Here is a 20603-nt window from a genome sequence, read left to right as displayed (position 1 = left end):
CGGCGAGCGGTCTGGCACGGGACTTTGGCAGCAAGGTGGCAGGGCTGCGAAGGCTAAAGGCTAGACCCGTTCGCTTCGCCTTGCGTTCCCGAGGCCGAAAATTCGCCCCTGGCATTTCGACGCAGCCCAGAGCGGGCCGACAGGAGCCGGAAACGACGATGGCCGGACAGAGTCCGGCCATCGTCTGACACATCAACCGATCAGCGCTTGGCGACCAGCTCCTTCGGCAGCTTGAAGGTCCACAGCATGCCGCCCTGGTTCAGGTGCTTGACGCGCTTGGCCACCTCGCCGCCCCACAGCGGCACCGCGCCGCCCCAGCCGGACAGCACCGAGACGTACTGCTCGCCGTCCATCTCCCAGGTTACCGGCGAGCCGATCACGCCCGAGCCGGTCTGGAATTCCCAGACCTTCTCGCCGGTCTTGGCGTTGAACGCCTGCAGGTAGCCTTCCGGGTTGCCGGTGAACACCAGGTTGCCCTTGGTGGTCAGCACCCCGCCCCACAGCGGCGCGTAGTTCTTGTGGCGCCACACTTCCTTGCCGGTCTTCGGATCGATGGCGCGCAGCACGCCGATGTATTCCTCGTTGAGCGGCTTGATAGTGAAGCCGGCGCCCAGGTAGGCCGCGCCCTTCTTGTAGGCGATGTCCTCGTTCCAGATATCCATGCCCCATTCGTTGGACGGCACGTAGAACAGGCCGGTGTCCTGGCTGTAGGCCATGGGCATCCAGTTCTTCGCACCGAGGAAGGCCGGCGCGGCGAACACGCTGCTGCCCTTCTCCGCCGCGCTCGGCGAACCCGGACGGTTGCTGTCGTCGTAGATTGGCCGGCCATTCTTGTCCAGACCCTTGGCCCAGGTGATCTTGTCGACGAAGGGGAAACCGCGGATGAACTTGCCGTTGGTCCGGTCGAGCACGTAGAAGAAGCCGTTACGGTCGGCGGTGGCCGCGGCCTTCACGGTCTTGCCGCCTTCCTGGTAGTCGAAGGACACCAGCTCGTTGACGCCGTCGAAGTCCCAGCCGTCGTGCGGCGTGGTCTGGAAGTGCCACTTGATGCTGCCATCGTCCGGGTTCAGCGCCAGACGCGAGGACGAGTAGAGGTTGTCGCCAGGACGCAGGTGCGAATTCCACGGCGCCGGGTTGCCGGTGCCGAAGAACAGCAGGTTGGTGTCGGCGTCGTAGTAGCCGCCCAGCCAGGGCGCGGCGCCGCCGGTCTTCCACAGGTCGCCCGGCCAGGTCTTGCCGGCCTCGCCGCCGCTGATACCGTTCTCCACGGCCTTGCCGTCCTTGTAGACGTAGCCCATGTGGCCTTCGACGGTCGGACGACTCCACAGCAGGTCGCCATTCTTCGGGTCATAGGCTTCGATCTTGCCGACCACGCCGAATTCGCCACCGGAGACGCCGGTGATCAGCTTGCCACCCACCACCAGCGGCGCTGTGGTGATCGAATAACCGGCCTTGTGATCGGCCACGCGCTTGCTCCACACCACCTTGCCGCTGTCCTTGTTCAGCGCCACCAGCTTGGCATCCAGGGTGCCGAAGATCACCAGATCGTCGTACAGGGCGACACCACGGTTGATCACGTCGCAGCAAGGGCGAATGTCGTCCGGCAAGCGGGCTTCGTACTGCCACAGCTCACGCCCGGTGCGCGCATCGACGGCGAACACCCGCGAATAGGAGGCGGTGACGTACATCACGCCGTCCTTGATCAGCGGCTGCGCCTGCTGGCCGCGCTGCTTCTCACCGCCGAAGGACATGGTCCAGACCGGGCGCAGCTCCTTGACGTTCTGATCGTTGAGGATGTTCAGCGGGCTGTAGCGCTGGCCCTGCAGACCGAGGCCGTTGGTGACGATCTCGTTGGTGGTGGTGGCGTCCTTGAGAATCTCGGCGTCGGTGACCGCCAGCGCGGCGGCGGACGGCAACAGCATGGCGGCACAGAGTGCGGTGAGGAGGAAAGGCTGGCGAAGACCGGCGTGTTTCATTGCGGCTACCTCTGCGGGTTCATTGTTATTGCCGGGAATTTTTCCCGGTCTGCCGCAAATTCTTGGCTCGCACAGGCCACCCAACAATTGCACCCCCAGCCGATTTTCCTCGTTCCTTGGTAGCAATACCTGCTCCACAGCCTGCGATCATGACGATTGCGGCGGCCCCAGCTTTGCCGGACACTTGGCCGCCTGCACATTCTGATCGGAGACGCCCGTGCCCCATCCTCGCCAGGAAATTCTCAACCATCCCGATGCACTGGATTGCACGATCTATCGCCCCGACGAGCAGGACCCGGATGCCGAAGAGCAGGACCTGGGCGATGGCAAGGTGCTGATCACCGGCGCCTTCGAGCCGCCCACCGAGTGGGATGCGCACCAGCGCGAGGACTATTTCGGCGAGGAAGATCCCACGCACTTCGTCACCGCCCATATCGAATGCCTGGCCAAGCCCGCCACCCGGGACTTCTTCATGGCCGACAGCGGTGATTACGTGGCCGTCCAGTCCGGCCAGGGCGACGTGGTGATGTATTACGTCTACGACCACGAAGAGACCGAGCACGGCCGCCATTACGTGCTGATTCGTGACGACGAAGAGCTTTGACCGCCCAATGGTGCGCGCGGCGTGCCCACGAATCCGCGGCCACGCTCGCGTAGGGTGCGCCATGCGCACCGAGAGCGCCGCTGGTTACTGATCCTGGCGATTCACCCGCGCCATGGCGTTGCGCTCGTAGCGCGGTGAAGGTGGCAGATGCATCAGGCCAATTCACCGCGTCATATTCGGTGCGCGCGGCGCACCCTACTGACCACACTCGCGTAGGGTGCGCCGTGCGCACCGAGGGCGCCGCTGGTTTCCGATTCTGGCGATGCACCCGCGCCATGGCGTTGCGCTCGTAGCGCGGTGAAGGTGGCAGATGCATCAGGCCAATCCACCGCGTCATATTCGGTGCGCGCGGCGCACCCTACATCCGTGGCAACACTCTCGTAGGGTGCGCCATGCGCACCGAGGGCGCCGCTGGTTTCCGATACTGGCGATGCACCCGCGCCATGGCATTGCTTTGCAGCGCGGTGAAGGTGGCTGATGCATCAGGCCAGTCCATCGCCTCATATTCGGTGCGCGCGGCGCACCCTACTGACCACGCTCGCCGTGCGCACCGAGGACGCCGCAGGTCTCTAATCCTGGCGATCCACCCGCCCCATGGCGCTGCGCTCGTAGCGCGGGTAGAGGTGGCTGACGCTGCGGATCAGCTCATAGCGCGACAGGTTGACCTGGGCGAAGCGCTCGGGGATCGGCGCGCGGATCAGCTCGTTCATTTCCGCGCCCTGCTCCGCTCCCTGACGCAGCAAGCCATCGAGCCAGTCCAGGTAATCACGCATCTGCACGAACGGCGCCGCGTCGGTGGTCACCGGACCGTGGCCGGGCACGATCTGCCTCCACGGCAAGGCTTCGAGCCGATCCAGATCGGCCTGCCACACATCCAGCCCGGGGCTGTTCGGTGTGGTCAGCGCGCGCTGGTAGAACAGGATATCGCCGGCAAACAACACGCCCGTGCGCTCGTCGAGAATCGCCAGGTCGGCGCCAGTGTGGCCGCGCAGCGCCAGCAGTTGCAGGCGCCGGCCGCCGATTTCCAGCGTGCCCTCCTGCACCTCCTCGCTGGGCAACACCACTTCGGTGCCGCGCATCCAGTCGCCCACCAGACGGTACATGTTCTCCGCCATGGCATCGCCCTGCTCTGCCAACAACCTTGTGGTCTCCGCCAGCGCCGCGATGGGCACGCCAGCGAAGGCCTGGTTGCCCAGCGCATGGTCCGGGTGATGGTGGGTCAGCAGTACGCGCACCACCGCTTTGCCGGTGCTCTTCTCGATGCTTTGGCGCAATGCCTCGCCATAGCGGCGCGACGGGCCGCTGTCGATCACCACCACGCCGTCGGCGGTTTCGATAAAACCAACGTTGACGATATTGCCGCCATTGTCGGTCGCAAAGTTGTCGATGCTGCCCTCCACCAGCCAGACGCCCTCGGCGAGCTGCCGGGGTTGCAGCTGGTAGTCGAGCGCCTGGGCCAGACCGGCGAGCAGGCAGATCAGCAATAACATCCAGCGCATGGAAGCCCTCCCTGAATGGGTTGGTGCGCGCGGCGCACCCTACTGAACGTGTTCAGAACGCGGCCTGGAATTCGTTGCCATTGTTGTCGCGCAGCCACAGCTCGGCAGGCTGTTCGCCGCGCAGGTCGAAGCTCAGCGTGGGGTTCTCGCTGACCGCCGGGAACAGTTCGATGCGCCCCAGCACCTGGCCGCCCTCGCCGCGCAGTTCGGCCTGCTCGATGTAGAACTCGGGGATGCCGCCGACCAGACCATTGTCCATGGGGTGCGACACCTGCAGGCGCAACCGGCTGTGCTCGCCACGCACGAAGCGCTTGCTCAGCACCTGCCCGAGGCGCTCCTCCCAGCCGGCCTCGGCACGCACCACGCTGGGCGCGGTGCAGCCACCACCCGCCGCCTCGACACGTGCCGAGCCGACGTGCCAGAGGCCATCGTCGGTCAGCACTGCGGCGCGGATCGGTGTGGCCTGCTCGACGCGGATGCGAATGGCCAGGCTCGGTTCGAGCTGCGCACCGGGAGCAAAATCGAAGATCTGCGGGATGGGGTTGAGCTCGGCCCAGGCCAGGATGCGCTTGACCCGGCCACTGTAGGCCCTGGCGTCGATCTGGATCGGCACCTGGCGCGCATCCTCGGCGAACGGTGGCACATCCAGGCGAATGCTGTCGTCGAAGACGAAGGCCTCACCGTTCAGCAGGCGCTGGTGGTAGTAGTCCCACATCACCGAGGTGACCGGGTCGGTACCTTGCGCCCGCGCCTCCCAGGCCCAGGCGAACAGGGCCAGCAACACCAGGGTCCGCCAATCCATCGCCCACCTCCGGCTCACGCCTTATTGGTATTGTTCAGGCTTCTCAAAGCGCAGCCCGTAGCGCGCATAGAGGCGCTCGAGCGAGCCATCGAGAATAAGGTTTTCCAGCTGTTCCTCGACCGCGTAGGCCAGTTGCCGATTGCTTTCGTGCACCGCCATGCCGATTTCCCAGATCTGCCGCCCCATGTCCGGGTAGGCGTTCTCCGCCAGCGCCAGCTGCGCATCACCCGCCTCGTGCAGCAGCCAGTCCACCTCGCCACGTAGCGCCATCACCGCGTCCACCTCGCCGGCCTGCATGGCAGCGAAGGCCAGTTGTGGCGTCGGGTAGTGACGTGTTTCCCGACTGAGCATGCCGCCCTGTACCGAGCTGAGGTAGAAAGACGGCACGCTCTCGACCTCGACGCCCACCGGGTGCTGGCGCAGTGCAGCGATGCTCGGCACCTCGGCCAGCCGGCGACGGTCATGGGCCAGTTGCCAGCGCTCGCGCTGATAGGGGCCGAACATCACCACCAGTTCGTTGATCAGCTCGCCCAGCTCGTTGCGTTTGTAAGAGAACTCGCGGTCGTAGGGCACGCGCAGCATCAGATCGGCCAGCTCGCCCTGCGCCGTGACGCGGCCACGCCAGATATAGTCGCGCAGGTCGTCGTCGAGCTTTTCCCCCGGCGGCGCCCACATCAATTCCAGCTGGAGACCGAGCCCTTCGGCCAGTGCCTTGGCCAACTCGTAATCGACACCACGGGGCTGGCCGTCCTGCTCGTAGCTGTAGGGCGGGAAGTTCTGGTACAACGCCACGCGCAAGGTGCCCGACTCGACAATACGGTCGAAGTCGCGCACCTGCGCCTGCGCCGTGCCCAGAAACAGCAGCAGGCCACACAAGAGGATCAGCCGGCGCATGAATTACTCCTCTACGTGCACACTCTCCAGGTAGGTGCGCACCGCCCACAGGGCTTCCTGGCTGAGGAAGTCGGCCATCTTCGGCATATACACGCGGCCATCGCGCACCGCGCCGTTGATCACCCGCTCCTTGAACCATTCGTCGCCACTGGCGCCCAGTTCCAGCAAACGCAGATCCGGAGCGATGCCGCCGGATTTGGCTTCCAGGCCATGGCAGGCCGCGCAGTTCTGGTTGTAGGCCGAGGCGCCGATCTCGACGGCGCGCGGGTTGTCGCGGTAGGGGTTCTCTTCCAGCCATTCCTCGCCCAGCGGCTCCAGCCCATCGGTGTTGACGGCCTGCGGCACCACGTCGCCATGGGCCCAGAGCTGGGTGGATGCGGCCAGCAGCACCAGGGCCAGGGTGGAGTTGAGTTTCTTGTTCATGGCTAGGACCTCATCGAATGCACGCAAGACAGCTCATACGGAGCTTGTGGGGCCATCTTAGAAAGGCCGCGCAAGGTGCCGAATGCTGCTTTGGTGGTCGCGTTCTAGTCCCTTGGTAGTAGGGCTTGGGTGGGGGTTTGAGTGATGCCTTGGCAGCAAGGCCAAGTCATGGGCCGACCGGGAAATCCTCCCGGCAAAGGCGGGAGTTTTTCCGTAGGCGCGAAGGTGGCCGGGTACCACCATCGGCTTGCCACTGCGACGATCACTTTCTTCAACGGGAAGCACAACCATGACAACAAGAAACCTACCCAGCACCCCGCGCCCCCTGGCGCTCGCCCTGATGCTGGCCGGCGGCCTGGCGCTGAGCCAGGCCGCGTTCGCCAAGCCGGTCACCTGGGAAGACATTGCCAACGACCACACCACCACCAGCAACGTGCTGCAGTACGGCATGGGTACCAACGCCCAGCGCTGGAGCCCGCTGGCTCAGGTCAACGCCGACAACGTGTTCAAGCTGGCCCCGGCCTGGAGCTACTCCTTCGGCGACGAGAAGCAGCGTGGCCAGGAGTCGCAGGCCATCATCCACGACGGTGTGGTCTACGTGACCGGCTCCTACTCGCGCGTGTTCGCTCTCGACGCCAAGACCGGCAAGCGCCTGTGGACCTACAGCCATCGCCTGCCCGACGACATCCGCCCGTGCTGCGACGTGGTCAACCGCGGCGCCGCCATCTATGGCGACAAGATCTACTTCGGCACCCTCGACGCCCGCATCGTGGCGCTGAACAAGGACACCGGCAAGGTGGTCTGGAACAAGAAATTCGGCGATCACTCCGCCGGCTACACCATGACCGGCGCGCCGACCATCGTGAAGGATCAGAAAAGCGGCAAGGTGCTGCTGATCCACGGCAGCTCCGGTGACGAGTTCGGCGTGGTCGGCAAGCTGTTCGCCCGCGCCCCGGATAGCGGTGAGGAAGTCTGGATGCGCCCCTTCGTCGAGGGCCACATGGGCCGCCTGAACGGCAAGGACAGCACCCCGACCGGCGACGTCAAAGCGCCGAGTTGGCCGGACGATCCCAACCACCCCACCGGCAAAAAGGAAGCCTGGAGCCAGGGCGGCGGCGCGCCGTGGCAGAGCGCCAGTTTCGATGCCGAAACCAACACCATCATCATCGGCGCCGGCAACCCGGCCCCTTGGAATGGCTGGGCGCGCACCAGCGACGGCGGCGATCCCAAGGACTACGACAGCCTGTACACCTCCGGCCAGGTTGGCGTCGACCCGACCACCGGCGAAGTGAAGTGGTTCTACCAGCACACCCCGAACGATGCCTGGGACTTCTCCGGCAACAACGAGCTGGTGCTGTTCGACTACAAGGACAAGGACGGCAAGGTCACCAAGGCCACCGCCCACGCTGACCGCAACGGCTTCTTCTACGTGGTCGACCGCGCCAACGGCAAGCTGAAGAACGCCTTCCCCTTCGTCGACAAGATCACCTGGGCCAGCCATATCGATCTGGAAACCGGTCGCCCGGTCGAGAACGAAGGCCAGCGCCCGCCGAAACCCAAGGCCGGCGAAACCAAGGGCCAGGTGGTCGAGGTCTCCCCGCCCTTCCTCGGTGGCAAGAACTGGAACCCCATGGCCTACAGCCAGGACACCGGCCTGTTCTACGTACCGGCCAACCACTGGAAGGAGGACTACTGGGCCGAAGAGGCGCATTACAAGAAAGGCTCTGCCTACTTGGGCATGGGCTTTCGCATCAAGCGCCTGTACGACGACCACGTCGGCATCCTGCGCGCCATGAACCCCACCACCGGCAAGGTCGCCTGGGAACACAAGGAGCGTCTGCCGCTGTGGGCCGGCGTGCTGGCCACCAAGGGCAATCTGGTGTTCACCGGCACCGGCGACGGCTACTTCAAGGCCTTCGACGCCAAGAACGGCAAGGAGCTGTGGAAGTTCCAGGTCGGCACCGGAATCATCTCTCCGCCCATTACCTGGGAACAGGACGGTGAGCAGTACATCGGCGTGACCGCCGGCTACGGCGGCGCCGTGCCGCTGTGGGGCGGCGACATGGCCGACCTGACCAAACCGGTGGCCCAGGGCGGTTCCTTCTGGGTGTTCAAGCTGCCGAGCTGGGACAAGGCCAGCGCCAAGCGCTGAAGGCTCAACGTATGGCGCACCGTAGGGTGCGCCATGCGCACCAGCTTTTCGCGTTCCCTTCTCGCCGTCTGCGCGGCTCTATTGGTGCGCACGGCGCACCCTACCCATTGCCGCAGAAGCGGCTGAGCGGCATTCCGCTTAGGCCGCGCAGCGCATCAGGCAATCAACCCGAGGACTCGTCATGAACTACCTGCCCCTGCTTATCCCGGTCGTGCTGCTGGTACTCGGCAGCCATGCCATCGGCGCCGAGAACGACGGCGTGCCGCAGATCGACGGTTGCCGCATCGAACCCGACAGCCAATGCCCCAACGCCAACCTGCGTGGCGCCGACCTGCGCAACCTCGACATGCGCCGCATGGACCTGTCCGGGGCCGATCTGTCCGGCGCGGACCTGCGCCACACCAACCTCGATCTGGCCAATCTGGAGAAGGCCAAGCTGCGCGGCGCCAACCTCACCCGCGCCAGCCTGCAACAGAGCAACCTGCGCCTGGCCGATCTGTCCGGCGCCAGCCTGGTGGCCATCAGCGGCTGGGGCCTGTTCGCCCAGGCCGCCGAGTTCGAAGGCGCCGACATGCGCGCCGCCAATCTGGAATTCGCCCGCCTCTCCGGGGCCAGGCTGCATAACGTGCAGCTGCAGGCGGCCAATCTGGAGATGACCTGGCTGAGCAAGGCCGACCTCAAGGGCGCACATCTTGAGGATGCCAACCTGCAGGAAGTGAAGCTGGCCGGCTCCAACCTGGAGAACGCCAACCTCAGCGGCGCCCGCACCCGCTTCGGCAATTTTCAGGACGCCAACATGCCCGGCTGTGTGCAATGCCCCAAGGGTTGGGACTGACTCTCCACGAGCACCTGGCACACCACAGCGCGTAGGGTGGGCTTCAGCCCACCAATAGCGGGCACGGCTAGTCGCCATCACTACCCTGGCGGCTCGCCCCGCCCCACGCGAAGCCCGCGCTGCATTCGGCGCGCCTGACCTTGCCACCACCCGCCGTGGCGCAAAACAGTCTGAACCATGCCCCGCACGGGCGATCCCTGATTAGGAACAGTCAGATCGAGGGCGGCGTACTGTCGCCGATCACCGACCCAAGAGGGATCTGCCGTGACCACCGCAGTTCAGAGCACCTATCGAGACACCCCGAACCCCTTGCATGCCACCCTGCTCGCCGGACAGGTGCCGCTGTTTCTCGGCGCCCTGCTGAGCGACATCGCCTACTTTCGCAGCTACCAGATCCAGTGGAGCAACTTCGCCTCCTGGCTGATTGTCGGCGGCCTGGTGTTCGGCGGCCTGGCCCTGCTGTTCGCCCTGGCCGGGCTGTTTCGCGGCGCCTCCGCGGGGCGCCATCCGCAAGCCTACTTCCTGCTGTTGCTGACGACCTGGGTGCTGGCGTTCGTCAATGCGCTGGAGCATGCCAAGGACGCCTGGGCCGTCATGCCCTGGGGCCTGGCTCTGTCGGTGATCGTGGCCGTGCTGGCCTGCGCCGCCACCTGGGTCGGTCTCGCCCAACCCCGCCATGGAGGTGCACGATGAAAGGCACAAACGCACTGCTTGCCCTGCCGCTGGCGCTGGGCCTGGCCGCCTGTGGCGACAACGAGCAGCAGAACGGACAGTTCTACGGCCCCCAGCCCCCGCTGCCCGAGCCGGAACGCGGCGTGCTGCCGAGCATGACCATCGCCGAACCGACCCCCTGGGGCGACGAGCAACCGACGGTGCCGCAAGGCTTTCGCATCACCGCCATCGCCACCGACCTGAAGATTCCTCGGCAGACCCTGGTGCTGCCCAACGGCGACATCCTGGTAGCCGAGGGCCGCGGCGGCAATGCTCCCAAGCTCAAGCCCAAGGACGTGATCGCTGATGTGATCAAGGCGCGCGGCACCACCTCGGTGGAAAGCGGCAATCGCCTGACCCTGCTGCGCGATGCCGATGGCGACGGCAGCTACGAGCTGCAGACGGTATTCGCCGAAGACCTCAACGCCCCCTACGGGCTGGCCCTGCACGAGGGCAATCTCTACGTGGCCAATCAGGACGAACTGGTGCGCTTCGACTACGAGGAAGGTCAGACCGAAGCCAGCGGCCCGCCGAGCAAGGTCGCCGACCTGCCATCGGAGATCAATCACCACTGGACCAAGGCGCTGACCATCAGCGAAGACGGCCGCTACCTGTACGTCGGCATCGGCTCCAACAGCAACATCACCGAGCGCGGCATGGAGGCGGAAGTCGACCGCGCCCTGGTCTGGCAGGTGGACGCCGAAACCGGTGCCTACAAGCCCTACGCCACCGGCCTGCGCAACCCCACCGCGCTGGCCATTCAGCCCGGCACCGGCACTCTGTGGGCAGTGGTCAACGAGCGCGACGAGATGGGCGAAGACCTGGTGCCCGACTACCTGACCTCGGTGCAGGAAGGCGGCTTCTACGGCTGGCCCTACAGCTACTTCGGCCAGCACGTCGACCCGCGGGTGAAACCGCAGGACCCGGACAAGGTCGCCGCCGCCATCGAACCGGACTACGCCCTGGGCGCGCATGTCGCCGCCCTGGGCCTGGACTTCTCCAGCGACGTAATGGGCGAGCAATATGCCGACGGCGTATTTATCGGCGAGCACGGCAGCTGGAACCGCAAGAACCCGGTGGGCTACAAGGTGATCTTCGTGCCCTTCGAGAACGGCCGCCCTGCAGGCAAACCCATCGATTTCGTCACCGGCTTTCGCAATGAGGACGGCAAGACCCGCGGCCGCCCGGTGGGCGTGACGGTCGATCCGCGTGGCGCGCTGATCGTGGCGGATGATCTGGCGAATACGGTTTGGCGGGTGGTGCGCGAAGGCGGCGAGTAAGCCTGTATGTGGCTCCTACGCTCTGCGTGGGAGCCAGCCTGCGACGCTCTGCTTCGCGAGCGAACAAAACACAGCGGCGACACGGAGCATCGAGGGCTGCGCTCCCACGCAGAGCGCGGGACGATCAAGCACTCCGTCAGATCAGGCACTCTCCAACCCCACCCTTACCACCCCACTATCGATCGCCAGGTGCACCAACTCCGCCTGCGAGGCGATCTGCAGTTTGCTCTTCACCAGGGTCTGGTAGTTGGACAGGGTCTTGGCGCTGATGCATAGCTTCTCGGCGATCTGCCTAGGTGGCAGGCCGCGGGCAAGCATGACGAATATCTCGAACTCGCGCTGGGTCAGCTCGCGCAGGCGTGGGTCGAGGCCGTCGCTGCCTGCGGGGTTGCAGGCCAGCTGGGTGGCCAGTGGCTGTTCGATATAGGCGCGGCCGGCGGCGGTGCGTTTGACCGCCTCCACCAGCACTTCCGGTGACGAGTTCTTGGTCAGGTAGCCAATGGCGCCGGCGTCCAGCGCCTGGCGTACCAGGGGCAGTTCGTCGTGCATGCTGAAGAACATCACGCGCAGTTGTGGCAGGCGCTGGCGCAGGCGGCGGGTGGCTTCCAGACCGCTGATGCCGGGCAGGCCGATATCCATGATTACCAGGTTGGGTATCTCTTCCTGCACCCGCTGCAGGGCCTGTTCGCCGTCGCAAGCCTCGCGCAGCTGCACCTCCGGCAACAGGGCGCGCAGCAGGCTGGCGTAGCCCTGGCGCACCACGGCGTGGTCATCTACCAGCAGAATCTTCATGACTTCGCCTCCAGGGGAATGTTCAGGCACAGCACCCAGCCCACTTGCGGGCGGCTGTGCAGGCGCAGCTCGCCGCCGAGGCTGCGGCTGCGTTCGCGCATCGAGCGCAGGCCGATTCCGGGGCGCAGCGGTAATGCGGTGCCCTGACCGTTATCGCGCACCAGCAGGCGCAGGCCCTGGCCGCGGCGTTGCAGGCGAATGCGCACTTCACTGGCGTCGGCATGACGGGCCACGTTGGTCAGCGCCTCCTGCACCAGACGATAGAGGTGCGCCTTGCTCGCCAGCGGCAGCTCCGGCAATCGCTCGCCCAGTTGCAGACGGCAGCGAATGCCTTGCGCCTGCTGCCAGTCAGCGGTCAGTTGCTGCAGGGCCGGGCCCAGTTCCAGGCGCTCCAGCACCACCGGGTAGAGGTCACGGATCAGGCTGCGAAAGCCCTGCTGCAGGCGTTCGCAGTTGTCGTCGAGCAGGCGCGCGGTGTCCTGCACCTGCTGCGGCCGGTCGGCGATTACCCTGAGCAGGCAGGCCTGGGCGCGAATGCCGCTGAGGTACTGGCCGAGGTCGTCATGCAGGGTCTGGCCGAGACGCGCACGCTCGCGCTCCTGCAACTCCAGCAGTGCCTGGGTCAGCTCGGCGTTGTCCGCCTGCACCTGCTGCAAGGTGGTGGCCATGGCGTTGAAATGCCCGGCCAGGCGCTGCGCCTCGGCCAGGCCGTGGTTGGGCAGGCGCGTATCGAAGTGGCCGGCGCCGACCTGGCGCAGGCCGGCCAGCAGCTCGTCGAGCACACGCAGGCCGCGGCGCACGGCGAAGCGAATGGTCAACAGGCTCAGGGCCAGGGCGAAGGCGCTGAGCAGCAACAGTTGCAGCAGCGAATCCTGGATCTCCTCGATCTCGTCATAGGGATCGAGGGCGATGCGCAGTTCGCGACCGTCACCCAGCGGCCAGACATCGGCCGCCAGCAGGCTCGGGTCCAGCAGCTGTCGGGCGATCCAGCGCTGCAGGCCGGTGCCGGGCTGCGCGTGGATGTCTTCACCGGGCCGCAGCCAACTGACGCGGATATGTCGCAGGTTGTCGGTCAGCTCCGGGCGCAGGCTGGCGGGTCGGGTACGAGCCACCTCCCCCAGGTATTCGACCACCGCCTCGGCGGCCAGCAGTTCACGGCGCACATCCTCGCTGGCCTGGCGCAGCAGCAGCGCCAGCCCGAGCAGGGTCACCAGCGCGAACAGCAGGCTGACGCCGAGGTTGATGCGGCCGAGGGCAGTCATCTACTTGACCACGAAATGACCGAGCATGCCCTTGCCTTCCAGGCCCTTGGCGTAGAAGCGGAACTTGCCCGGCTTGACCGGCAGGAAGAAGATTTCCGCCTCGCCGGCATCCTCGAACTCCAGCTCGGTCAGGGTCACTGCCTTGATCTCCACGCCGCCGGCCTCGACCTTGCGCAGGTAGATGGCGGTGGCGAATTCCGGGGCCTGGAAGGCGTACTCCTTCTGCCCGGTGGAGATGATCTTGAGCTGGTAGGCCTGGCCGGTCTCCAGCTGGTACTCGCGCTGCGACATGGCGTAGTCGCTTTCCTCGCTGCCCAGCACCAGATCGGGCAAGGCGACCGGACGGCGAGTCAGGTCACCGGCGGCATGCAGGCTGTCGACGCCGAGCAGGCTGAGGATCAGCAGCAGCGGCAAGGTCAGGGCTTTGATGATGCGCATGGGGGTTCACCTTTTGTTCTTATTGGCCTGGTGACTATGCTAGGGAGCGGACGACCGTTGCGGTCTACTACCTTGGTACGGCCCCGCTGGTACTTTGGGCATATTTCCCAAGGCGGGGGCTGTTCCTATGCTGGGGCCATCCGAACGGGAGCCGCTCCATGCGCCAGATTCGCCAGTCCGCCCTGCTAGTTCTCGCCCTGCTCTGCGCCGGCGTCGCCTGTGCCAGCGAGCTGCAGGTGCGCATCGGCTACCTGGCCCACCTGCCGCCGCGCGGGCCGCTGCTGTCCAATGTCATCCCCGAGCCGCTGGACGCCGGCCGCCGCGGCGCCGAGCTGGCGATTGCCGACAGCAACAGCACCGGGCGTTTTCTCAAGCAGAGCTACAGCCTGGAGAGTGCCGAGAGCGACGACGCCGAAGCCGTGCTTGCTGCCGCCGATGCCCTGCATGTCCAGGGCATTCGCCTGTTCGTGATCAACGCCCCCGCCGCTACCCTGCGCCAGCTCAGCCAGCGCCTGCCCGACAGCCTGCTGCTCAACGCCGGCAGCGCCGACGACAGCCTGCGCCGCGAACAATGCCTGGGCAACGTGCTGCACACCCTGCCCAGCCGCGCCATGCTGACCGACGCCCTGGCGCAGTTTCTCGCCGTGCGCAAATGGACGCGCTGGCTGCTGGTGACCGGCAACACCGAGGACGACCTCGCCTACGCCGAGGCGCTCAAGCGCGCGGCCAAGCGCTTCGGCCACAAGATCGTCGCGGAAAAACCCTGGAGCTTCGACAACGACCAGCGCCGCAGCGCCCAGGCGGAGATGCCGCTGTTCACCCAGAGCGCCGAGTACGACGTGGTGCTGGTGGCCGACGAACGCGGCGACTTCGGCGAGTACCTGCCCTATAACACCTGGTACCCGCGCCCGGTGGCCGGCACCCAGGGCCTGACCCCGACCGCCTGGCACAAGACGGTGGAAACCTTCGGCGCCGCGCAGTTGCAGAAGCGCTTCGAGGAGCTGGCCGGGCGCTGGATGAACGACCGCGACTTCGCCGCCTGGATGGCCGTACGCAGCATCGCCACTGCCGTGACCAAGCTACGCGCCGCCGACTCGCAGGCCATCCGCCACCTGCTGCTGAACGAACAACTGCCGCTGGATGGTTTCAAGGGGCGCAAGCTGAGCTTCCGCCCGTGGAACGGCGAGCTGCGCCAACCGATCCCGCTGGCACACCCGCGCGCCCTGGTCAGCACCTCGCCGCAGGACGGTTTTCTGCATCCCAGTAACGAAATGGACAGCCTCGGCTACGACCGGCCTGAGGTGAAGTGCGATCTGGCGGGCAGCGTGAATTGATAGTGCGCCCCGACCGTAGGGTGCGCCGTGCGCACCGGCCATAACACGGCTGCAAACGACCATAACAAGAGGATCAACCCCATGCGCCTTACCCGTCTCGCCTGCGCCGTCGCCTTCGGCCTGGCCTGCCACTCGGCCCTGGCCGCCACTGCCTATGTGTCCAACGAGAAGGACGACAGCATCAGCGTGATCGACCTGGACACGCTGGAGGTCACCGACACCCTGGCCGTCGGCATGCGCCCGCGCGGCCTGCTGCTGTCCTCCGACAACACGCTCTTGTACATCTGCGCCAGCGACTCGGACCGCGTACAGGTGATGGACCTGGCCACGCGCAAGATCATCAAGGAGTTGCCCTCCGGCGCCGACCCCGAGCAATTCGCCCTGCACCCCAACGACCGCTGGCTGTACATCTCCAACGAGGACGATGCCCTGGTCACCGTGGTCGACACCCAGAGCGACGAGGTGCTGGCGCAGATCGAGGTGGGGGTCGAGCCCGAAGGCATGGCGGTGAGCCCGGACGGCAAGTGGGCGGTCAATACCAGCGAAACCACCAACATGCTGCACTGGATCGACACCAGCACCCAGCAACTGGTGGACAACACCCTGGTCGACCAGCGCCCTCGCCATGTGGAGTTCGACAAGGACGGCAAGCGCCTGTGGGCCTCGGCCGAGATCGGCGGCACGGTCACGGTGATGGACGTCGACTCGCGCGAGATCCTCAAGGTGCTGCGCTTCGAGATCAAGGGCGTGCACCCGGACAAGGTGCAGCCGGTGGGGGTCAAGCTCAGCGATGACGGCAAGTACGCCTTCGTCGCCCTCGGCCCGGCCAACCATGTGGCGGTAGTGAACGCCAAGACCTTCGAGATTCTCGACTACCTGCTGGTGGGCCGGCGCGTCTGGCACCTGGCCTTCACTCCGGATCAGAAGCGCCTGCTGACCACCAACGGCGTCAGTGGCGATGTCTCTGTGATCGATGTCGATGCGCTCAAGGTGACCAAGTCGATCAAGGTCGGCCGCTACCCCTGGGGCGTGGTGGTGACGCCATGAACGCCCTCGAGGTACGCGGCGTCAGCTTCGCCTACGGGGCGCGCCAGGCGTTGACCGGTCTGGACTTCGAGCTCAGCGCCGGGCGCTTCGCCGCCCTGCTCGGGCCCAACGGCGCCGGCAAGTCCACCCTGATCGCCCTGCTCACCCGCCTGTATGACCTGCAGCAGGGCGATATCCGCATCTTCGGCCACAGCCTGGCCGGCGAGCCGCGCCAGGCGCTGCGCCAGCTCGGCGTGGTGTTCCAGCAGAGCACGCTGGATCTGGACCTCTCGGTGCAGCAGAACCTCGCCTACCACGCCGCCCTGCATGGCATGCCGCGTCGCGAGGCGCAGGCGCGTATCGACGAGGAACTCGAGCGCCAGGACCTCGGTGAACGCCGGCACGAGAAGGTACGCACGCTCAATGGCGGACATCGCCGCCGCGTGGAAATCGCCCGCGCCCTGCTGCACCAGCCGCGCCTGCTGCTGCTCGACGAGGCCAGCGCCGGGCTCGACCCTGCCAGTCGCCTGGCGCTGGGCCGGCATGTACGCAACCTGTGCCGCGAGCAGGGCCTGAGCGTGCTGTGGACCACCCATCTGCTGGACGAGATCGAGCCTGGCGACGAGCTGCTGATCCTGCATCGCGGCGAGCGCGTGGCCCGCGGCAAGGCCGCCGCTTTCGGCGACGACCTGGCCACCAGCTTCGCCCGCCTGACCGGCGACGAGGCCCTCGGCCGCGGCTACGTGCGCGAGGCGATCAGGCCGAAACGTGCCGACGACAGCAGCGATACGGTCTCGGTGCGCGCGGCGCACCCTACGCGGGAGGCACGCCCATGAGCGCCTACTGGTATTGCCTGCGCGGCATCGTGCTGCGCGAATGGCTACGCTTCGTCCTGCAGCGCTCGCGCTTTCTCAGCGCTCTGGTGCGGCCGCTGCTGTGGCTGCTGGTATTCGCTGCCGGCTTTCGCGCCGCACTGGGCATCGCCATCATCGAGCCGTACGACACCTACATCACCTACGACACCTATATCGTGCCGGGTCTGACCTGCATGATCCTGCTGTTCAACGGCATGCAGGGCTCGCTGTCGATGGTCTACGACCGCGAGATGGGCAGCATGCGCGTGCTGCTCACCAGCCCGCTGCCACGCGCCTTCCTGCTCGCCGCCAAGCTGCTGGCCACCGCGCTGATCTCGCTGCTGCAGGTCTATGCCTTCCTCGCCATCGCCTGGGTTTACGGCGTGCAACCGCCGGCCTGGGGCCTGCTCGCCGCGCTGCCGGCGCTGCTCCTGGTGGCGCTGCTGCTCAGTGCCCTGGGCCTGCTGCTGTCCAACGGCATCCGCCAGTTGGAGAACTTCGCCGGGGTGATGAATTTCGTCATCTTCCCGCTGTTCTTCCTCTCGTCCGCGCTCTACCCGCTGTGGAAGATGCGCGAGTCCAGCGAATGGCTGTACTGGCTGTGCGCGCTCAACCCCTTCACCCATGCGGTGGAGCTGGTGCGCAACGCCCTGTACCTGCGCCTGCACCTCGATGCGCTGCTGATCTGCGCCGGCCTGACCCTGCTCTTCGCCGTGCTCGCCGTGGTCAGCTTCAACCCGCAGCACGCGGCGCTGCGCAAGGCGGGTTGAACGGCCATCTGGCCGCTCGCCATTACGACTTCTACTACTTTGGTACTGCTTTTCCTCTCCAACGTAGAATTCCCAAGCCTGCGACCATGGCCTGTAATACCGCTACAACAATAAGTAGAGACCTCGCCATGAAGTACCGTCTGCCCCTGCGCGCAGGCCTGATGTTCGTCTCGCTGCTGCTGGTCTGCGCCGTGCAGTCAGAAGAGCTTTTCGATGCCGAAGGCTATCGCAGCAGCCAATACCGCAGCCCGACGCCGAGCAGCCTGGACGGCGTGCAAACCCTGGACACCCCCGCCCTGCAACAGCTCCTGGCCGAGCGCCCGGAAACACGCCTGATCGACGTCTACCGGCGCACCTGGCTGAACGAGCGATTCATCGACGACGAGCCCCACGCCAACCTGCCCGGCAGCCTGTGGCTGGCCAACACCGGCAACGGCAATCTCGCGGCGCCATGGCAACGCTACCTGGCTCATTACCTGCACCAGGTCAGCGGCGGCGACCTGCGCCACCCCTTCGTCTTCTACTGCCGCTCCGACTGCTGGCTGAGCTGGAACGCCGCACGCCGCGCCCATGCGCTGGGTTATCGCCAGCTGTACTGGTATCGTGACGGCATCGACGCCTGGCAACAGGCCGGCCTGCCGTTGGTGCCCGCTCAGCCAGCCGAACTGCCTGGCGCTTTCCTCACCCCCAACGCCGCACCATAATCACAACAACGAGGTGAAAGGCCATGTACAAGATTCTGATTGCCGACGACCACCCGCTGTTTCGCGAAGCCATCCACAACGTCATCGCTGACGGCTTCCCCGGCAGCGAGATCATGGAAACCGCCGACCTGGACAGCGCCCTGGAGCTGACCCAGCAGCACGACGATCTCGACCTGATCCTGCTCGACCTGAACATGCCCGGCATGCACGGCCTGGGCGGGTTGATGAACCTGCGCAACGAAGCGCCGACCATCCCGGTGGTGATCGTCTCGGCCGAGCAGGACAAGCAGATCGTGCTGCAGGCCATCACCTATGGGGCGGTGGGCTTCATCACCAAATCCTCGCCACGGACGCAGATGACCGATGCCATCGCGCAGATACTCGACGGCAACGTCTACCTGCCGCCCGACATCATCCGCTCGCAGAAAAGCGGCAGCTCGCGCCCGCACCACGACACCCACAGCATTCCGCCGGAGCTGCTGCAGGCGCTGACGCGCAAGCAGCTGCTGGTGCTCGAACGCATGACCAAGGGCGAGTCCAACAAGCAGATCGCCTACAGCCTGGATATCGCCGAAACCACGGTAAAGGCCCACGTCTCGGCCATCCTGCGCAAGCTCAACGTGCACAACCGCGTACAGGCCATTCTCTCGGCCGGCGATATCGACTTCGCCGCCTACCTGCGCCGCTGAGCCGCGTGGTAAAACGGCGGCTTTGCGCCACGGAGTCGCCCGCATGCTTATCCGCCCCTTCCAGCCCGCCGATGAGGCTGCCGTCGTCGAGCTCTGGCAACGCTGCGACCTGACCCGCCCCTGGAACGACCCGCACAAGGACATTCAGCGCAAGCTCAAGGTGCAACCCGAGCTGTTTCTGGTGGGTGAAATCGACGGCCAACTGGTGGCCTCGGCGATGGCCGGTTACGAAGGCCATCGTGGCTGGGTCAACTACCTGGCGGTATGCCCGGAGCAGCGCCAGCGGGGCCTGGCGCGCCAGTTGATGGCCCATATCGAAGAGCAGCTGCTGGCCATGGGTTGCCCCAAGCTCAGCCTGCAGGTACGCGACAGCAACACCGCGGCCCTGGCCTTCTACGAGCGGCTCGGCTACAAGGTGGACGCCTCGGTAAGCCTGGGCAAGCGCCTGATTGCGGATGATTGAAGGCAGCGGCCGACACAAATCGCAGGAATGAAAAAAGCCCCGACGCTTACGCCTCGGGGCTTTTTTACAACCTGATCAATCAGCGATTGGCGGCGCTGCGGCCCGGCTTCTTCTTGGTCTGCAGCAGGTGCGAGAACACCGCGTGCAGATCGTCCGAGGCGCTTTCCTCGTCCAGGTTGAGCTTGCTGTCGATGTGATCCATGTGGTGCATCATCAGGTGCACCGCACGCTCGGCATCGCGCGCCTCGATGGCGTCGATCAACTGATTGTGTTCGTCGTAGGAGCAATGCGAGCGGCTGCCGCTTTCATACTGGGCGATGATCAGCGAGGTCTGCGACACCAGGCTGCGCTGGAAACTCACCAGCGGCGCATTGCGCGCGGCCTCGGCCAGCTTCAGGTGGAACTCGCCGGACAGACGGATGCCGGCACCACGATCACCGCGGGAGAAGCTGTCCTGCTCGTCCTTGACCATCTGCCGAAGCTCGGCCAGCTGCTCGGCGGTGGCATGCTCGACGGCCAGCTCGGTGATGGCCCGCTCGACCAGGCGACGCGCATAGAAGATCTGCCGGGCTTCTTCGACACTGGGACTGGCCACCACCGCACCGCGGTTCGGGCGCAGCAGTACCACACCCTCGTGGGCCAGGCGCGACAGGGCGCGGCGAATGATGGTGCGGCTGACGCCGAAGATCTCGCCCAGCGCCTCTTCGCTCAGCTTGGTGCCGGGCGCCAGGCGCTGCTCGAGAATGGCATCGAAAATGTGGGCATATACGACATCGTCCTGAGTCCCGCTGCGGCTGCTTTTGCCCGCACGCGGCTGCTTCTTCAGTGGCTGCAATTGATCGTTCATTCTGGCTCGCGTCAATGAGAGTCGGCGACACTGCGACTCTACTGTGTTCTACCCGGTAGCTGACAAGCTCCGAGCGAAAAAACATCAGAAAAAAATTCGAGCAATTGTACACAGGTCAATCAGCCACTACACCTGACGTCATAGCTGCCCAAAGGCGCAGACTGCCTTCGGCTGAGCGCAGCGCGTCAAATCCTTTCTTTATATATAGACCCCTGCCTCAGTTCATTAGCAGCTAAGGGCGTCCTACG

General features: G+C 65.7%; 21 protein-coding genes. 12 read left to right on the top strand and 9 right to left on the bottom strand.

Annotation, left to right across the window (positions count from 1 at the left end):
- Window positions 1-200 precede the first annotated feature (200 nt).
- Window positions 201-1976: a methanol/ethanol family PQQ-dependent dehydrogenase gene (locus N7333_RS04990; protein WP_279858557.1), complete on the bottom strand. Its 1776-nt coding sequence runs from the start codon at window positions 1974-1976 to the stop codon at window positions 201-203.
- Window positions 1977-2193: 217 nt separating this feature from the next.
- On the opposite strand from N7333_RS04990, the gene N7333_RS04985 reads away from it, so the two are divergent.
- The gene (locus tag N7333_RS04985) at window positions 2194-2580 is read left to right on the top strand and encodes a hypothetical protein (protein ID WP_129482228.1); all 387 of its coding nucleotides are present in this window, start codon (window positions 2194-2196) and stop codon (window positions 2578-2580) included.
- A gap of 569 nt (window positions 2581-3149) precedes the next feature.
- Here N7333_RS04985 and N7333_RS04980 read toward each other — a convergent pair.
- From N7333_RS04980 to pedF, 4 genes are read right to left on the bottom strand one after another with little or no spacing between them, the layout of a single operon-like run.
- Complete coding sequence (locus N7333_RS04980; RefSeq protein ID WP_129482227.1) at window positions 3150-4079, bottom strand: quinoprotein relay system zinc metallohydrolase 1; 930 nt, start codon at window positions 4077-4079, stop codon at window positions 3150-3152.
- A 52-nt stretch (window positions 4080-4131) separates the two neighbouring features.
- Window positions 4132-4881, bottom strand: coding sequence for a quinoprotein dehydrogenase-associated SoxYZ-like carrier (locus N7333_RS04975; RefSeq protein ID WP_129482226.1), 750 nt, complete (start codon window positions 4879-4881; stop codon window positions 4132-4134).
- A gap of 21 nt (window positions 4882-4902) precedes the next feature.
- Complete coding sequence (locus tag N7333_RS04970; RefSeq protein WP_129482225.1) at window positions 4903-5775, bottom strand: transporter substrate-binding domain-containing protein; 873 nt, start codon at window positions 5773-5775, stop codon at window positions 4903-4905.
- Between the two features lie 3 nt (window positions 5776-5778).
- A complete protein-coding gene (pedF, locus tag N7333_RS04965; RefSeq protein ID WP_003243351.1) occupies window positions 5779-6198 on the bottom strand; it encodes a cytochrome c-550 PedF in 420 nt (139 codons plus the stop codon).
- 340 nt (window positions 6199-6538) lie between these two features.
- Between pedF and exaA the strand changes: the two genes are divergently transcribed.
- From exaA to N7333_RS04945, 4 genes are all read left to right on the top strand, one after another.
- Window positions 6539-8350, top strand: a complete 1812-nt coding sequence (exaA, locus tag N7333_RS04960; protein WP_252576786.1) for a quinoprotein ethanol dehydrogenase — start codon at window positions 6539-6541, stop codon at window positions 8348-8350.
- A gap of 181 nt (window positions 8351-8531) precedes the next feature.
- The gene (locus tag N7333_RS04955; protein ID WP_129482223.1) at window positions 8532-9185 is read left to right on the top strand and encodes a pentapeptide repeat-containing protein; all 654 of its coding nucleotides are present in this window, start codon (window positions 8532-8534) and stop codon (window positions 9183-9185) included.
- Window positions 9186-9449: 264 nt separating this feature from the next.
- Window positions 9450-9878 (top strand): DUF2231 domain-containing protein, encoded by a 429-nt coding sequence (locus tag N7333_RS04950; RefSeq protein ID WP_003243346.1) that lies wholly within the window; start codon window positions 9450-9452, stop codon window positions 9876-9878.
- On the top strand, window positions 9875-11176 hold the full coding sequence (locus N7333_RS04945) for a sorbosone dehydrogenase family protein (RefSeq protein ID WP_129482222.1): 1302 nt from the start codon (window positions 9875-9877) through the stop codon (window positions 11174-11176). Before N7333_RS04950 ends, N7333_RS04945 begins: the two co-directional genes overlap by 4 nt.
- Before the next feature lie 141 nt (window positions 11177-11317).
- On the opposite strand, the gene N7333_RS04940 is transcribed toward N7333_RS04945, so the two are convergent.
- From N7333_RS04940 to N7333_RS04930, 3 genes are read right to left on the bottom strand one after another with little or no spacing between them, the layout of a single operon-like run.
- Window positions 11318-11968 (bottom strand): response regulator transcription factor, encoded by a 651-nt coding sequence (locus N7333_RS04940; protein WP_129482221.1) that lies wholly within the window; start codon window positions 11966-11968, stop codon window positions 11318-11320.
- On the bottom strand, window positions 11965-13230 hold the full coding sequence (locus N7333_RS04935; protein WP_129482220.1) for a HAMP domain-containing sensor histidine kinase: 1266 nt from the start codon (window positions 13228-13230) through the stop codon (window positions 11965-11967). Before N7333_RS04935 ends, N7333_RS04940 begins: the two co-directional genes overlap by 4 nt.
- The gene (locus N7333_RS04930) at window positions 13231-13668 is read right to left on the bottom strand and encodes a copper-binding protein (protein ID WP_096826263.1); all 438 of its coding nucleotides are present in this window, start codon (window positions 13666-13668) and stop codon (window positions 13231-13233) included. It lies immediately after the preceding gene.
- Window positions 13669-13826: 158 nt separating this feature from the next.
- Here N7333_RS04930 and N7333_RS04925 point away from each other — a divergent pair, with 158 nt between their 5' ends.
- The 7 genes from N7333_RS04925 to N7333_RS04895 all read left to right on the top strand — a co-directional run bounded on the left by N7333_RS04925 (window position 13827) and on the right by N7333_RS04895 (window position 19508).
- Window positions 13827-15002 (top strand): ABC transporter substrate-binding protein, encoded by a 1176-nt coding sequence (locus N7333_RS04925; protein ID WP_279858556.1) that lies wholly within the window; start codon window positions 13827-13829, stop codon window positions 15000-15002.
- Window positions 15003-15083: 81 nt separating this feature from the next.
- Window positions 15084-16049, top strand: coding sequence for a YVTN family beta-propeller repeat protein (locus tag N7333_RS04920; protein ID WP_003243336.1), 966 nt, complete (start codon window positions 15084-15086; stop codon window positions 16047-16049).
- On the top strand, window positions 16046-16864 hold the full coding sequence (locus N7333_RS04915; protein WP_129482218.1) for an ABC transporter ATP-binding protein: 819 nt from the start codon (window positions 16046-16048) through the stop codon (window positions 16862-16864). Before N7333_RS04920 ends, N7333_RS04915 begins: the two co-directional genes overlap by 4 nt.
- Window positions 16861-17652, top strand: coding sequence for an ABC transporter permease (locus N7333_RS04910; protein WP_003243332.1), 792 nt, complete (start codon window positions 16861-16863; stop codon window positions 17650-17652). Before N7333_RS04915 ends, N7333_RS04910 begins: the two co-directional genes overlap by 4 nt.
- 128 nt (window positions 17653-17780) lie before the next feature.
- On the top strand, window positions 17781-18356 hold the full coding sequence (locus N7333_RS04905; RefSeq protein ID WP_129482217.1) for a PQQ-dependent catabolism-associated CXXCW motif protein: 576 nt from the start codon (window positions 17781-17783) through the stop codon (window positions 18354-18356).
- Between the two features lie 23 nt (window positions 18357-18379).
- On the top strand, window positions 18380-19045 hold the full coding sequence (locus N7333_RS04900; protein WP_012018401.1) for a response regulator transcription factor: 666 nt from the start codon (window positions 18380-18382) through the stop codon (window positions 19043-19045).
- A 43-nt stretch (window positions 19046-19088) separates the two neighbouring features.
- Window positions 19089-19508, top strand: a complete 420-nt coding sequence (locus N7333_RS04895; protein WP_012018400.1) for a GNAT family acetyltransferase — start codon at window positions 19089-19091, stop codon at window positions 19506-19508.
- Window positions 19509-19587: 79 nt separating this feature from the next.
- Here the strand turns inward: N7333_RS04895 and N7333_RS04890 are convergent, their stop codons facing one another.
- Complete coding sequence (locus N7333_RS04890; RefSeq protein WP_003243324.1) at window positions 19588-20355, bottom strand: GntR family transcriptional regulator; 768 nt, start codon at window positions 20353-20355, stop codon at window positions 19588-19590.
- Window positions 20356-20603 lie beyond the last annotated feature (248 nt).

It is taken from the genome of Pseudomonas sp. GD04158 (genome assembly GCF_029834875.1).
Classification (GTDB): domain Bacteria; phylum Pseudomonadota; class Gammaproteobacteria; order Pseudomonadales; family Pseudomonadaceae; genus Aquipseudomonas; species Aquipseudomonas hydrolytica.
The sequence above is the reverse complement of the archived record's forward strand: the minus strand, read 5'-3'. Positions and strand labels throughout refer to the sequence as shown.